Here is a 13,972-nt window from a genome sequence, read left to right on the forward strand (position 1 = left end):
GTCACCGGGCGTCCATGACAGAATGACGACAAACACACCCGGACCCGATGCGGAGGTCGCCAGCCAGTGCCCCAGTACAACCTCACCCGTGAAGAAGCCAGGTCGCGTTCGTCCCACATCACCGTGCAGAGCTACGAGCACACCCTCATCCTCACCGGGGTCGGCGAGTCCTTCCGCGTCCGGTCCCGGATCCGGTTCACCGCCGATCCCGAATCCGAGACCTTCATCGACGCGATCACCGCAAGCGTCGAACGCGTCCAGCTCAACGGGCTCGACCTCGAGATCGGCGAGGTCGTCTCCCCCTCCCGCATCACCCTCGCCGGGCTCGCCGCGGAGAACGAACTCGTCATCGACGCGCACTTCTTCTACATGAACACCGGTGAGGGCCTGCACCGCTTCGTCGACCCCATCGACGACGCGGTCTACCTCTACTCCCAGTTCGAGGTCCCCGATGCTCGCCGCGTCTTCCCGGTCTTCGAGCAGCCCGACCTCAAAGCGCCGTTCTCCTTCACCGTCATCGCTCCGGAGCAGTGGACGGTCGTCTCGAACTCTCCGACCCCGACCCCTGGGGACCCTGCGGAGATCCTCTCCGACCTCGACGCCGAGGAGGCCGCGGCCGAGGACATGGCCGTGTGGCAGTTCGCCCCGACCACCCCGATCTCGTCCTACATCACCGCGATCGTCGCCGGCCCCTACCGCAGCGTCCACTCCGAGCTCGTCTCCTCCGACGGACAGCCCGTGCCGCTCGGGCTCTACTGCCGTGAGTCCCTCTTCGAGCACCTCGACGCGGAGAACCTCTTCGCCGTCACCCGCGCGGGCTTCGAGTTCTTCGAACGCGAGTTCGGGGTGCCCTACCCGTTCGAGAAGTACGATCAGCTCTTCGTCCCCGAGTTCAATGCCGGGGCGATGGAGAACGCCGGTGCGGTGACGATCCTCGAGAACTACATCTTCCGCTCCCGGCCCACCGAGGCACTCGTCGAGCGCCGCACGGTCACCGTCCTCCACGAGCTCGCCCACATGTGGTTCGGCGACCTCGTGACGATGCGCTGGTGGAACGACCTGTGGCTCAACGAGTCCTTCGCCGAGTTCATGTCGACGCTGGCCACGGCCGAGGCGACGAAGTACTCCGATGCCTGGACGACGTTCGCGACGATCGAGAAGTCCTGGGCGTACCGGCAGGACCAGCTGCCGAGCACCCACCCCATCGTCGCCCCCATCGAGGACCTCGCCGACGTCGAGGTCAACTTCGACGGCATCACCTACGCCAAGGGCGCCTCGGTGCTCAAGCAGCTCGTCGCCTGGGTCGGCCGCGCCGAGTTCTTCGCGGGCCTGAAGACCTACTTCGACACGCACGCGTGGTCGAACACGGAGCTGGGCGACCTGCTGCGCGAACTCGAGGCGACGAGCGGGCGCGACCTCACGACATGGTCGAAGCTCTGGCTCGAGGAGTCCGGGGTCAACCTCATTGAAGCCGACGTGGCCTACGGTCCCTCCGCCGACTCCGGCGCCGAGGTGGTCGAGCGGCTCACGGTGACCCAGAAGCCGTGGACGATCGAAGGACAGCCGGAGCCGTCCCTGCGCCCGCACCGCCTGGCGATCGGCTTCTACTCCGACAACGGCGAGGGGCGCCTCGTGCGCACCCACACCTTCCCCCTCGACCTCGACTCCGCCGAGGCGGACGTGCCCGAGGCCGTCGGTGTGCCCCGGCCGGCAGTCATCGTCGTCAACGACGCCGACCTCACGTATGCGAAGGTCCGGTTCGATGCGGAGAGCTTGGCGACCGCGACGGCACGGCTGTCGGACTTCGACGACTCGCTCACCCAGCTCCTCGTGCTCAGCACGCTGTGGGACGGGGTGCGCGACGCAGAGATCCCTGCCCGGGACTACATCGACACGCTGCTGAGCCACCTCGCCGCGATCACCCACTCCTCGGGCCTGCTCACGCAGATGCGTCAGCTCGAGACCGCGGTCGGGGCCTACCTGCCCCCGGCCGAGCGCGCGGAAGCCCACACGCGCATCGCCGACCGCCTCGGCGAGCTCTTCGAGGCGGCCCCGGCGGGCACGGACCAGGCGTTCCAGTTCTTCCGCGGGATCATCCGCCACGCGGAGTCCGAGGAGCAGATCGAGACGCTGCGCAGGTGGCTCGACGCGCAGGAGGTCGGAGGCATCACGATCGACACCGATCTGAGGTGGGATCTGCTCATCGCCCTGTCCAACCACGAGGCGGTCGACGAATCGGCGATTGCGGACATGGCCGCCGCCGATCCCAGCGCCACCGGCCAGCGGCAGGCGGCGACGGCCCGGGCCGCTCGGGCCACCTCGGCGGCGAAGTCGAGCGCCTTCACCCGGATGATCGACGAGATCGAGATGCCGAACTCGGAGCTCGGAGCGCTTGCGGCCGGGTTCGCGATGGGACTGCAGACCGGTGACGGGGAGCTCATCCCCGCCGAGGCGCCGCTGCAGGACTTCGCGACCGAATATTTCCAGCGGATCTCCGGCTGGTGGGAAACCCGCACGCTTGAGATGGTGCAGACGATGACCCTGCGGCTGTTCCCGCCGGCGAGTGCGCAGACCGTGGCCGCGGCCCGGACCTGGCTCGAGGAGCACCCGGCGGCACCGAAGGGTCTGCTGCGGCTGATGCGGGAGAACCTCGCCGATGCCGAGCGGGCGCTGGCGGCTCAGCGGACGTCCAGCGACATTGAGGACCTGTCCAAGAACAGCCGATAGGGTCGATGGCATCATGACACCTGACTCACTGCAGACCACCCTGCTCTCCGCCGCGCAGATCGACTGGAGCTTCCTCCTCGACGTCCCGCTGCGGGTGACGATCGTCATCGTCGGCGCCCTGCTGCTCAACTTCCTCATGCGCATCGTCATCCGACGGTTCGCCGCGAGCGTGGCCAAAGGCACCGTCGACAGTTCGAAGCCGAACTCGCGCTTCTCCACCTCGGCGATGGAGTCGCAGTTCACCGGCATCGATCAGGCGACGATCCGGGAGAGACGGGCGCAGCGAGCGGAGACCGTGGGGCGGATGCTCTCCTCGGTGACGTCGATCGTCATCGCGATCGTCGCCGGCCTCATCGTGCTCAGCGAACTCAACTTCAACGTCGGCCCGATCCTCGCCTCGGCCGGCATCGCCGGTGTCGCGATCGGCTTCGGCGCGCAGGCACTGGTCAAGGACTACCTGTCCGGGTTCTTCATGGTCATCGAGGACCAGTACGGGATCGGCGACTCGGTCGACCTCGGCGAGGCGATCGGCGTCGTCGAGGACGTCGGACTGCGCACCACCCAGGTCCGCGGCCTCGACGGCACCCTGTGGCATGTGCGCAACGGTGAGATCCTCCGCGTCGGCAACCAGTCCCAGGGCTGGGCGCGGGCCGTCCTCGACATCCCCATCGCCTACAACACCACGGTCGCGACCTACGCCTCGGTCATCGAGGACACGACGAAGGAGATCGAGAAGGACCCGGAGATCGCCGACGCCATCCTCGAACCGCCGGAGATCTGGGGCGTCGAGTCCCTGTCGGCCGAATCGCAGGTCATCCGCACCGTGCTCAAGACGAAGCCGAACCAGCAGTGGAAGGTCGCGCGCGCCTTCCGCGCCGAGCTCAAGCGGCAGATGGACCGTCGCGGCATCCACATCCCGATCACCCAGGAGACGGTCTTCCGCACCCTGCCCGACCCGAGCGAGGCCGTGCGGATCAAGTCGATGGACGATTCGGTCACCGACGCCGACGCGCACGAGAAGAAGTCGCACCGGGAGTCCGCCGACGACGATGGTGCCTCGACCGACGACGATGGTGCCTCGACCGGCGACGCCGCCCAGCACGCTGCCGGCGCGGGCGCTGCCGGCGCGGGCGCTGCCGGTGCGGGGGCTGCCGGGGCGGGCGCTGCCGGGGCGGGCGCGAAGGGGACCTCCACCGGGGACGGTCCACGGACGGGAAGCAGGAGATGAGCCAGGACACGAGCGCGGACACGATCTTCGCAGCGGTCGGCGGGCACGAGACGTTCACCCGCCTCGTCGACGCCTTCTACGCCAACGTCGCCGCCGATGAGCCGCTCATCGCGATGTACCCGGAGGGCCACGAGCTCACCGGCGCCAAGCTCCGGCTGCAGATGTTCCTCGAACAGTACTTCGGCGGGCCGACGACCTACCAGGAGGAGCGCGGCCACCCGCGGCTGCGGATGCGCCACTTCCCGTTCCCCATCGACTTCGACGCCCGCGACCGCTGGCTGCGGGCCATGCGCGCGGCCCTCGACGAGGTCGCGCTGCCCCCGCTCTACGACGAGCTCTTCTGGGACTACTTCCAGCGGGCGGCCACCGCGATGGTCAACACGAACAGCACCGGGGCCTGAACAGGTCCGGCATCATCGCGATCGTCGGGTGAGCAGGTGACCGCCGCTCGCGTGGGCGAATCCCTCAGCTCGCCTTCCGGGTGAGCAGGTGACCGCCGGGGGTGACGAGGCGCAGCCATCCTGAGCTCTCCATCACCGGGACATCCGCCTCGGCGCCCGGCGGAACGAACCGCAGGCCGTCGGCCGCGAACGCGAGCCCGCTCGGCAGGGCCGTGCCGCCGGCAGCCTCGATGGGCCGGGACCACACCGAGGCCCGCAGGGCCTTGACCGCATGGGAGCCCGCGCCCTCGGGGGTGCCCTCCCCCACCTCGGCGATCCCCGCCTCGGCGGCCGACCTCAGCTGTTCCGCGGTGACGGCGTCCGTGTTCTCCCACGGCCCTCGGGGCGGGGAGATGCCCGCCCAGGAGACGAGCATCGTCGTCGGCGGCAGCGGCACAGCGGTGCCGCCGTCCTGCCGGGCGAAGCGATCGGTGAGGCCGGCGAGGGGGACGACCTCGTCGAGGCCGTCGAGTTCCGGGCTGGCCAGCTGCTGCATGCGCATCGCGAGCACGAGCGGGGTCGAGTCGCCGATGCCGTGGGGGTAGAGCGGGGCGACGGAGACGACGAGGACGGACGAGACGACCTGGAGGCGCATCGCCCCGTCGCGGTCGAGGCGGTGGGCAAGGGACGTGAACGCGACGAGGTCGCGCAACGCCATCTCATCGGCGATCTCCAGAGTCGTCATCGCCGCAGGCTCCGCAGTCGGACCGGTTCGCGCACGACGCCCGAGAGTTCCGCGGCCTCCTCCTCCGTGAGGCGGCGGGGTCGTCCCGTGGTCCGGTCGACGAAGGCGATGACGGTCTCGGCGACGGTGTAGACCCGCGAACCGTCGGGTTCGACGACGACATAGCCGATGGTCACCGAGGCGGGACTGACATCGCTGATGACGAGGTCGACGGCGATCGGGCCGGGACGGTAGCCGATCGGGCTGCGGTACTCGACGGCGTGCGAGGCGACGAGGAGTTCGGTCGTCGCCGAGGCCGCCCCGAAGACCTCGGGCATCGGAGTGCCGGAGACCACCTCGGCGGCACCGGGGGCGGCGACAGCGTCGCGGCTCTGCGTGGGCGAGCCGAGGGCACGCACGCGGGCTTCCTCGAGCAGCTGCATCTGGGTGACGTTGTTGACGTGCCCATAGGCGTCCATGTCACCCCATCTCAGTTCGAGGAGGACCCTGGTGCAATCGTCGAGAAGGGGATTCGTGGTGCCGTTGTGCATGTGTCCATGATGCCATCTTCGATCGCGTGGCGATGTCCGCGATAGGATCGGGAGTTGTCACCCGTCCCTGCCCATGGAGGCCCATGTGAGCGATTCCCAACCGACACCTGCCGAGGCGAACGTCGCACGCCTGCACGAACTCCTGCAGCTGCGTCGGCTCGACTCCGATGCCGGGCCGAGGGAATCCGACCTCTTCGTCGGCCCCAGCCAGTACAAGCCCGATGGGCGGGTCTTCGGCGGACAGGTTCTCGCTCAGTGCATCGTCGCCGCCGCCGCGACCCTGCCGCCCGACCGGCTCATCCACTCCCTGCACGGGTACTTCCTCCGCGCCGGCGATGTCGCCGAGCCGATCGAGTTCGGTGTCGAGCGCCTCCGCGACGGCCGGTCGTTCTCCGCCCGGCGCGTCCACGCGTACCAGAAGGATGCGCCCATCCTCTCGCTCATCGCCTCGTTCCAGGAGGAGCAGGCGGGCTTCGAGCACTCTGAGACGATGCCCACCGGGATCCCGGGGCCCGAGGACTCCCCCGACCTGCGCGAACTCCTCGCCGCCGTCGATTCCGTCCAGGTCACCGAATGGCTCAACCGGCGTCCTTTCGACATCCGCCCGGTCGAGCCCTTCGGCGTTCCGGGTGCGACGACGATCGACACCGAGCTGCCCGAGCAGCACATCTGGTTCCGTGCCAGCGCCCACTTCGGCGATGACCCTGTGCTCAACGCCGCAGCCTTGGCATACGCGAGCGACTTCAACCTCCTCGAACCCGTGCTGCGCCGGCACGGACTCTCGTGGGGCAGCCCGGGCCTGCGGGTGGCGAGCCTCGACCATGCGATGTGGTGGCATCGACGCGTCCACGTCGACGACTGGATGCTCTACGTCCAGGAGTCCCCGGCCGCCCGGGGCGGTCGCGGACTCGGCTACGGGCGCATCTTCTCCCACGACGGAGAGCTGCTTGCGACCGTCGCCCAAGAGGGCATGGTCCGAGTCAAGGACGCCCCGTGAGCGACGAGAAGACAGCGATGATCGAGATCCTCTCCTCGATCCTCAGCCGGCTCGTCAACGTCGCCCTCTGTCTCGTTCTCACTTCGATCGCACTGCTCATGCTCCGCGATCGCACGGACCTCCACCTCGGCGTCGTCGCCCTGCTCGCCCTCGTCATCGGCATCCTCGGCACGATCGCCGTCCGCTGGGTGCTGCGCCTCCTCCACCGCCTGTGGCGGCGGATCTTCGACTCGTTCGCCCGCTGAGGGCGACGGACCGCCCGGAACCGGTGCAGCCGGCGGGCACGCAGGCGCAACGGCTGACCGCCTCGGCGCCGGTGCGGCTCACCTGACCAGCGCCGGCGCGGCAGACGGACGCGGAGCCGGGTATGCGATCGGGCCCCAGCGGATTCCGCTGGGGCCCGATGCGGTACCGGTCGGGGTGCGCTCCCGCCGGCTGAGTGCTCAGTCGCGCGTGAGGCGACGGTGGGTGACCCGGTGAGGACGCGCGGCCTCCTCGCCGAGGCGGTCGATCTTGTTCTTCTCATACGCTTCGAAGTTGCCCTCGAACCAGTACCACTTGGCCGGGTCCTCGTCGGTGCCCTCCCACGCGAGGATGTGGGTCGCCACGCGGTCGAGGAACCAGCGGTCGTGGGAGACGACCACGGCACAGCCGGGGAACTCGAGGAGCGCGTTCTCGAGCGAGCTCAGGGTCTCGACGTCGAGGTCGTTCGTCGGCTCGTCGAGGAGGAGGAGGTTGCCGCCCTGCTTGAGGGTGAGCGCGAGGTTGAGGCGATTGCGCTCACCGCCGGAGAGGACGCCGGCCTTCTTCTGCTGATCGGGTCCCTTGAAGCCGAACGCGGAGACGTAGGCACGCGAGGGCATCTCCACGGCTCCGACCTGGATGAAGTCGAGTCCGTCGGAGACGACCTCCCACAGCGACTTGTCCGGATCGATGCCGCCGCGTGACTGGTCGACGTAGGAGATCTTCACGGTCTCGCCGACCTTGAGGTCTCCCCCGTCGAGCTCTTCGAGGCCGACGATCGTCTTGAACAGCGTCGACTTGCCGACGCCGTTGGGTCCGATGACGCCGACGATGCCGTTGCGCGGCAGCGAGAAGCTCAGACCGTCGATGAGCAGGCGACCGTCGAACCCTTTTTCGAGGTCCTTCGCTTCGATGACGATGTCGCCGAGGCGGGGGCCGGCCGGGATCTGGATCTCTTCGAAGTCGAGCTTGCGGGTCTTCTCGGCTTCGGCTGCCATCTCCTCGTAGCGGGCGAGGCGTGCCTTCGACTTCGTCTGCTTCGCCTTCGGGTTCGACCGCACCCATTCGAGTTCGTCCTTGAGGCGCTTGGCCAGCTTCGCGTCCTTCTTGCCCTGGACCTGCAGGCGCTCCTGCTTCTTCTCGAGGTAGGTCGAGTAGTTGCCCTCGTACGGGTAGAGGTGGCCGCGGTCGACCTCGGCGATCCATTCGGCGACATGATCGAGGAAGTACCGGTCGTGGGTGATGGCGATGACGGCGCCGGGGTACGTCTTGAGGTGCTGCTCGAGCCAGAGCACCGACTCCGCGTCGAGGTGGTTCGTCGGCTCGTCGAGGAGGAGCAGGTCCGGCTTCTCGAGGAGGAGCTTGCACAGGGCCACGCGACGGCGCTCACCACCGGAGAGGACGCTGACGTCGGCGTCCGGCGGCGGGCACCGGAGGGCGTCCATGGCCTGTTCGAGCTGCGAGTCGAGGTCCCACGCATCGGCGGCGTCGATGGCCTCCTGGAGCTTGCCCATCTCCTCCATGAGGGCGTCGAAGTCCGCATCGGGATTCGCCATCTCCTCGGAGATCTCGTTGTAGCGGTCGAGCTTGGCCTTGATCTCGCCCACGCCCTCTTCGACGTTGCCGAGCACGGTCTTGTTCTCGTTGAGCGGCGGCTCCTGCATGAGGATGCCCACCGTGTATCCGGGGCTCAGCCGGGCTTCGCCGTTCGACGGCTGTTCGAGGCCGGCCATGATCTTGAGGATCGTCGACTTGCCGGCGCCGTTGGGACCGACCATGCCGATCTTCGCCCCGGGGTAGAAGGACATCGACACGTCGTCGAGAATGACTTTGTCACCGTGCGCCTTGCGCGCCTTGTGCATGGTGTAAATGAATTCGGCCATAGTGGCCCCAGATTATCGGTTGGGCACCCCATGTGCCAATTGGTCTAGCCTCCGCCGAGCGAGGGCGAATCACCCTCCGAGGAGCCTTCGGACGACCCCTCCGAACCGCTCGAGGACGAGCCCCCACCGGAGGAGGAACCGCCCGAATCCGAGGATCCCTGAGAGGGCTCGGGGCTGTTCGTCTCCGCGTCGTCACCGGTGATGTTCTCCCCCGGCATGTGGCCGGCGCCGTTGTCGTCGCCGTCCTGGTCGCGCTGTTCGCCCTTGGGAGCATCGACGCCTTCGGGGCGATCGACCGCGCCGAGGAGGCACGCCCCGGTCGACTCGGTCGGCGGCATGAGCTCAGCAGTGGCTTTGCCCTTGCGGATCTCGCCGATCACGCAGCCCTTCTTCGTCTTCACACCGAAGACCTTCGAGGGCACCTCGTTGCCCAGCGGCGAGGCGTCGAGAGTGGCCTCGAGCTGATCGGGCTTGTATCCGGCGTCGATCATCGTGTCGAAGAACTCCTTCGTCGAGGGGATCTTCTCTTCGTCGCCGGTCAGCGGCTCGACGGCTTTGAGGACCTTGTCGACTTCGGCGGCAGGCTTCTCCTGCGACTTCTTGGGTGTCGGCGCGGTGTCGTCGTCCAATCCGAGCAGGGAGCACCCTGAGAGGGCGAGGGAGAGGGCTGCGACACCCAGGAGGGGAACGAGACGCATGGATCACCTCGGTGAGGACGAACACGAACTCCTCCACTCTAGCTGATCGCGCCTCCCCTCCCGTCACCGACGCCCGGACCCGCTTCCTCCCCGGCGACTGTCTTGTCGACCGTCCCGGCGTCGGCGTCCCGGCGGCTGTCCTGTCGTCCGCGTCCCGGCGTCTGGCCGGCTGCTCCCGCCGCGTCCCGGCGGCTGTCCTGTCGTCCGCGTCCCGGCGGGGCGCCGGTCAAGTCCGGCCCCGGGGGCTCAGAACGGTGCCGCAGCGGCGGCGGTCGCACCGGCGATGTCGTCGCGCTCGCTCGGGGTCGAGTCGTCGTCATCGAGCGCGGCTGAGTCGTCGCTGTCGTCTGCCACCGCTTCATCGCCGTCAGCGGATTCGTCATCACCGCCCGCGGGTGCGCCGCTCTGCCACGTCGGGTACGTGCCTGCCCGCGTGGCATCGACACTGTCCCCTGCCTCGGCGTCGTCGGCGGACCCACCGGCAGCATATCCGGACGACTCGGCACCGTAACCGGAGGTTTCGTTGCTGTAGCCCGACGACGCGGTGCCGTAACGGGAGGTCTCGGTGCGCGCTCCGTCGGTACTCCCGGCAGCGCTGCGTTCGAAGGAATCTGTGCGGCCGGCAGCCCCTGTGTTCTCGCGCGGGAGTGCGTCCCACCCTGATCCGGAGCCCTCCGCCTCCTGCGCCGGGGCCGACTGCCTCCCCGACGCCGTTCCCTGGGCCTTGACGTAGTTCGCGGTTCCGAAGCGGAGGTCCGGACCGAGATGATCGGCGATGATCGTCGGAGCGATTCCCGAACGCTCCTGGGACTCCCATTCGCGGATGCGCAGGTGACCTTGGATGACGACGCTCATACCCAAGGTGACCGAGGAGCCCACGTTGCTCGCCAGCGACCCGTAGCAGTCGACGCCGAACCACGAGGTCGTGTCGCTGACGAACTCACCGGTCTGCTTGTCCACCCGCCAGTGGTTGACGGCGAGCCGGAAGGACGCACATGGGCGTCCGGTCGGCAGGGTCCGGGCCTGTGGGGCCGTCGCGACGGTGCCGCAGACGGTGATCGGGATGTTCGACATTGCTCATTCCTCGCTCTGCTCTGGGTCGGCGGGAACTGTCTGGTCGCTCCCGCCAGGGGTCCCTCCAGCACAGCGCGGCCGACGCTGAGCTGTCGAGCATGCGAAAAGGCCCTGTGGACGACGGTTGTGCGTCCACAGGGCCTGAGCACACGAGTGAGCGTGCCTGTGAGGATGAGTCAGGCGAGTCGCTGATACGCATCGCGATGGGTGGCGATGACCGCATTGACCGGCTGCAGGTACGAACTCTGCGCCGCGTGCGCGACCGCCGAGCGCAGGTCGGCGTCGACGGCGGCCGCAGCCTCGTCTGCCCCTCTGTTCCGGGCTGACTTGGCGACGACCGAGGTGATGATCGAGCCGAGGATGCCGAGGACGAGGACCCCGATCGAGGCCGCCCACGCCCACCACGGCATCGCCCCTGGAGTCGCGACGGCGATCGCGGCGACGACGATGAGACCGAGGGCGCCGATGATCGTGGCGAGGAAGAAGATGATCTGCAGGGCGTTGGCAACCGCCCACCACCCCGGCGTCCGCCGCTCGATATCCACAGCCGTGACGGCCGAGTCGAGGGTGTCGGCGAGCTGGTTCGTGCTTGCCCGTTCCGCTTCCGCGGCCGCGGTCTGCCATGGCCGAGGCAGCGTCGAGACGGATTCGGTGATGAGGTCGTGGGCCATGAGCCGGACCTGCGAGCTCTGCGTCTTGCTCGTCGCCGGGACGGAGGCGCGGATGAGTTCGTCGCGGGTCAGACCGTGCTTCGCGCCGAGCGGGTCGGGGGCGTTGCGCTGCATCCACGCGAGCAGCGGGTATCCGGTGCGCCGGTAGGCGCGTCGGATGTAGTCGTCGTGGACTGTCTGTGCGACGGCCTCGACACCGGCAGCCTCCGACATCGTCTCGACGAGGTGCGATGCTCCCGGCAGTTCGTCGGGGGTGGCCACTGGCTCGCCGAGTTCGGCGCGGATGCGCCGCGCCATCGCCTGCATGTCGGAGAGGAGGCGTTCGGCGGCTGCCTGCTTGGAGTCGAGGGTGTCGGCGAGGATCGACCGGATCTCCGGGATGCCCTCCCGGGTCACGGCAGAGGACAGGCGCACCTCGGTGTCGGTGAGTCCGTCCTCGTTGAGCAGCTGGCGCAGATGGGCGGCTGCGGCCTTCTGCTCCTCGACGCTGAGCTTGTCGACCTGGTTGAGGACGACGACCATGTTCGAACTGTTCTCGGCGAGCTTGGTCAGGTACTCGGAGTGGAGGGAGAAGTCAGCGTACTTCTGCGGGTCGACGACCCAGAAGACGACGTCGACGAGGCCGACGAGGCGGTCGGACTCGACCCGGTGCTCGACGGCCGTGGAGTCGTGGTCGGGCAGGTCGAGGAGGATGAGTCCGTGGAGACGGCGCTGGTCGTCGCCGTCGAGCGCCGATTCGCGCCATGTCCGACTCCGCTCGGGGACCCGCAGCCAGTTGAGGATGTCCTGTCCGCCCTCGCCCCAGACGCATGCCGTCGGGCGCGAGGTCGTAGGCCTGCGCACGCCGACGCGGGCGATGTCGAGGCCTGCCACGGCGTTGAACAACGACGACTTGCCCGAGCCGGTCGACCCGGCGAAGGCGACGACGGTGAAGTCCTCGCCGAGGTCGAGTCGGTCGTCGGCCCTCTCGAGCAGGCTGGAGGCATCGGCCCGCACGTCGGGGCTGATCCTGTCGTCCTCGAGCGCCAGCGCGTGGCGGATACCGTCGGCGAGCCGGCGGATCTCGGACTGGGCCGAATCGTTCACAGTGCCTCCTCGAGGCGGGCACCGGCAGTGCGGAGGGCTCCGGACTGCCTGGTGGGAACCGCTGTCAGTCGTAGTGCTTGGTCGAATGGGGTGCGGCAGTCGCCGATGATGCCGGCGGCCGCGGTGAGGAAGCGGTCGCGGATCGAGCCGATGATGTCGACGGCCTCCTGTTCGCCGAAGATCGTTCCGGCCAGGCTCAGTGCCACTCCGGCGCCCGACCGTGAGGCACTGTCGTTCGACGAGGTGTGCGCCGGGTCCCAGAAGGTCGCGTACTCGAGGACGGCGCAGACCCCGCTGACGCCGAACGAGAGGATTCGAGCCTTCGACTTCTTCCCTTGGCCGATGTCCCGGACGAGGGCGTTGACATCGTTCGACCACCCGCTCACCGCGGCTTTCACTCGATCCTCGAGTTCGCTGGTGGGTTCGCGCAGCGCCGCCTCGGAGGTGACGAGGGCCTCGCCTGCCGGTGTGCGCCGCCAGTCGTCGGCGACGACGTCGACGACGTCGACGGCGGCCTCGCGCAGGGTGATCGCCGCACTCCGGAGGATTGCGATGTGGAGCGGGGCGGCGGCGTCGTGCTTGCCGGTCACCGCCGCGGAGATGCGGTCGCGCATCCGCGCCATCGTGGGCTCGAGTCCGCGGAAGAGCTGACCCGTGCCGACGAAGTCCTGCCAGCGGGCGTTGACGGCGCCGTGGAGGATCCGGCCGTCGGTGACGACGGTCGCCAGCGATTCGTGGGCGGAGCGGAAGCGCGCATCGACGATCCGCTCGAGGTGGGCGTGGGCGTCCTCCTGGGATTGCGCCGCCTCGGCGAGGGCATCGACCCGGCCGGGCAGGGAGGCGATCGCACCGGACAGCGTGCGGCGACGGATTCGCCCGCGGGACTCGGACTCGGCACTGACCTCGCGGATCCACGACTGGATCGGATAGACAGCGGCGTGCGGAAGCCGGCCGTCCTCGAGCGGGAGTTCGGCGACAGAGAAGATCGGTGACTGCGCGAGCCCCGCCTCGGAGAGGAGGTGGGAGAGGTGGTGCCGGACTTCGCGGTTCGCCTCGGGGGGAACGCGGTCGAGGACGAGCGCGACCGAGGTGCTGCGGGCGGCGGCTTCGCGCAGGAGCGCCCAGGGAGCCGCGTCGGCGTAGCGGTTGGCGGTGGTGACGAAGAGCCAGAGGTCGGCGCACATGAGGATGCGGCGGGCGAGGTCGCGGTTGGACTCGGCGATCGAGTCGATGTCGGGGCAGTCGAGGACGGCGGTGCCCGGCGCGATGTCGGCGTCGGGGATGAGCACGAGCGCCGGGGACGTCGTCTCCGGGTCGGAGCTGCGGGGCAGATCGCCGAGGAACGTCGCGGTCTCGAAGTGCTTCGCATCGGCCGGGTTGTGGATGACGATCGGGTTGGCGGTCGTGGGGCGACGCACGCCTGCGGGGCTGACGGTGCGGCCGATGAGCGAGTTGACCAGTGTCGACTTCCCCGCCCCCGTCGAACCGCCGACGGCGATGAGGAAAGGAGCCGGCGCGCGGTTGATCCGCGGGAGGATGAAATCGTCCATCTCCGAGCTCAGGGATCCAAGCAGTCGGCGGCCGTCTGCCGCGTCGTCGGTCTGCAGGGTGAACCGGGTCTCGGAGATCTTCTTCGCGATATCGCTCAGTGCTCCGCCCACCGGTGGCGTCACGGCATTTCCGCTGTCTGTCATCACGCATCCACTTTCC

Annotated in this window: 12 protein-coding genes; 5 read left to right on the top strand and 7 right to left on the bottom strand. The window is 68.8% G+C overall.

The window, feature by feature from the left end; translation table 11 throughout:
- Positions 1 to 66: 66 nt before the first annotated feature.
- Genes pepN through EZE58_RS13830 form a run of 3 tightly spaced genes read left to right on the top strand, consistent with a single transcriptional unit; the run spans position 67 to position 4,356 of the window.
- Positions 67 to 2,727, top strand: a complete 2,661-nt coding sequence (gene pepN / locus EZE58_RS13820; RefSeq protein ID WP_167560739.1) for an aminopeptidase N — start codon at positions 67 to 69, stop codon at positions 2,725 to 2,727.
- A 13-nt stretch (positions 2,728 to 2,740) separates the two neighbouring features.
- Positions 2,741 to 3,955, top strand: coding sequence for a mechanosensitive ion channel family protein (locus EZE58_RS13825; protein ID WP_167560741.1), 1,215 nt, complete (start codon positions 2,741 to 2,743; stop codon positions 3,953 to 3,955).
- Positions 3,952 to 4,356, top strand: a complete 405-nt coding sequence (locus tag EZE58_RS13830) for a globin (RefSeq protein WP_167560743.1) — start codon at positions 3,952 to 3,954, stop codon at positions 4,354 to 4,356. The genes EZE58_RS13825 and EZE58_RS13830 overlap by 4 nt, the downstream gene beginning before the upstream one ends.
- Positions 4,357 to 4,420: 64 nt before the next feature.
- On the opposite strand, the gene EZE58_RS13835 is transcribed toward EZE58_RS13830, so the two are convergent.
- A complete protein-coding gene (locus tag EZE58_RS13835) occupies positions 4,421 to 5,080 on the bottom strand; it encodes a hypothetical protein (RefSeq protein WP_167560745.1) in 660 nt (219 codons plus the stop codon).
- Positions 5,077 to 5,610 (bottom strand): acyl-CoA thioesterase, encoded by a 534-nt coding sequence (locus EZE58_RS13840; protein ID WP_119296290.1) that lies wholly within the window; start codon positions 5,608 to 5,610, stop codon positions 5,077 to 5,079. The genes EZE58_RS13835 and EZE58_RS13840 overlap by 4 nt, the downstream gene beginning before the upstream one ends.
- Before the next feature lie 85 nt (positions 5,611 to 5,695).
- Between EZE58_RS13840 and EZE58_RS13845 the strand changes: the two genes are divergently transcribed.
- A complete protein-coding gene (locus tag EZE58_RS13845) occupies positions 5,696 to 6,607 on the top strand; it encodes an acyl-CoA thioesterase II (protein WP_063249816.1) in 912 nt (303 codons plus the stop codon).
- Positions 6,604 to 6,852 carry a hypothetical protein gene (locus tag EZE58_RS13850; RefSeq protein WP_063249742.1) on the top strand — a complete coding sequence of 83 codons (249 nt, stop codon included), beginning with the start codon at positions 6,604 to 6,606 and terminating at the stop codon, positions 6,850 to 6,852. Before EZE58_RS13845 ends, EZE58_RS13850 begins: the two co-directional genes overlap by 4 nt.
- 198 nt (positions 6,853 to 7,050) lie before the next feature.
- On the opposite strand, the gene ettA is transcribed toward EZE58_RS13850, so the two are convergent.
- From ettA to EZE58_RS13875, 5 genes are all read right to left on the bottom strand, one after another.
- Positions 7,051 to 8,733, bottom strand: a complete 1,683-nt coding sequence (gene ettA / locus EZE58_RS13855) for an energy-dependent translational throttle protein EttA (RefSeq protein WP_009375351.1) — start codon at positions 8,731 to 8,733, stop codon at positions 7,051 to 7,053.
- 44 nt (positions 8,734 to 8,777) lie between these two features.
- On the bottom strand, positions 8,778 to 9,431 hold the full coding sequence (locus EZE58_RS13860; protein ID WP_167560747.1) for a hypothetical protein: 654 nt from the start codon (positions 9,429 to 9,431) through the stop codon (positions 8,778 to 8,780).
- Between the two features lie 246 nt (positions 9,432 to 9,677).
- The gene (locus EZE58_RS13865; RefSeq protein WP_095375850.1) at positions 9,678 to 10,505 is read right to left on the bottom strand and encodes a single-stranded DNA-binding protein; all 828 of its coding nucleotides are present in this window, start codon (positions 10,503 to 10,505) and stop codon (positions 9,678 to 9,680) included.
- 176 nt (positions 10,506 to 10,681) lie between these two features.
- Positions 10,682 to 12,262 carry a GTPase gene (locus EZE58_RS13870; protein WP_063249738.1) on the bottom strand — a complete coding sequence of 527 codons (1,581 nt, stop codon included), beginning with the start codon at positions 12,260 to 12,262 and terminating at the stop codon, positions 10,682 to 10,684.
- Complete coding sequence (locus EZE58_RS13875; RefSeq protein WP_205772287.1) at positions 12,259 to 13,956, bottom strand: dynamin family protein; 1,698 nt, start codon at positions 13,954 to 13,956, stop codon at positions 12,259 to 12,261. Before EZE58_RS13875 ends, EZE58_RS13870 begins: the two co-directional genes overlap by 4 nt.
- Between the last annotated feature and the right edge of the window lie 16 nt (positions 13,957 to 13,972).

This window comes from Brevibacterium sp. LS14 (genome assembly GCF_012027885.1).
GTDB lineage: Bacteria > Actinomycetota > Actinomycetes > Actinomycetales > Brevibacteriaceae > Brevibacterium > Brevibacterium casei.

Coding starts and splice junctions, on each gene's coding strand:
- EZE58_RS13875 (WP_205772287.1), bottom strand. CDS start 13,956: ATGACAGACAGCGGAAATGCCGTGACGCCACCGGTGGGCGGAGCACTG.
- EZE58_RS13860 (WP_167560747.1), bottom strand. CDS start 9,431: ATGCGTCTCGTTCCCCTCCTGGGTGTCGCAGCCCTCTCCCTCGCCCTC.
- ettA (WP_009375351.1), bottom strand. CDS start 8,733: ATGGCCGAATTCATTTACACCATGCACAAGGCGCGCAAGGCGCACGGT.
- EZE58_RS13865 (WP_095375850.1), bottom strand. CDS start 10,505: ATGTCGAACATCCCGATCACCGTCTGCGGCACCGTCGCGACGGCCCCA.
- EZE58_RS13830 (WP_167560743.1), top strand. CDS start 3,952: ATGAGCCAGGACACGAGCGCGGACACGATCTTCGCAGCGGTCGGCGGG.
- EZE58_RS13840 (WP_119296290.1), bottom strand. CDS start 5,610: ATGCACAACGGCACCACGAATCCCCTTCTCGACGATTGCACCAGGGTC.
- EZE58_RS13835 (WP_167560745.1), bottom strand. CDS start 5,080: ATGACGACTCTGGAGATCGCCGATGAGATGGCGTTGCGCGACCTCGTC.
- EZE58_RS13825 (WP_167560741.1), top strand. CDS start 2,741: ATGACACCTGACTCACTGCAGACCACCCTGCTCTCCGCCGCGCAGATC.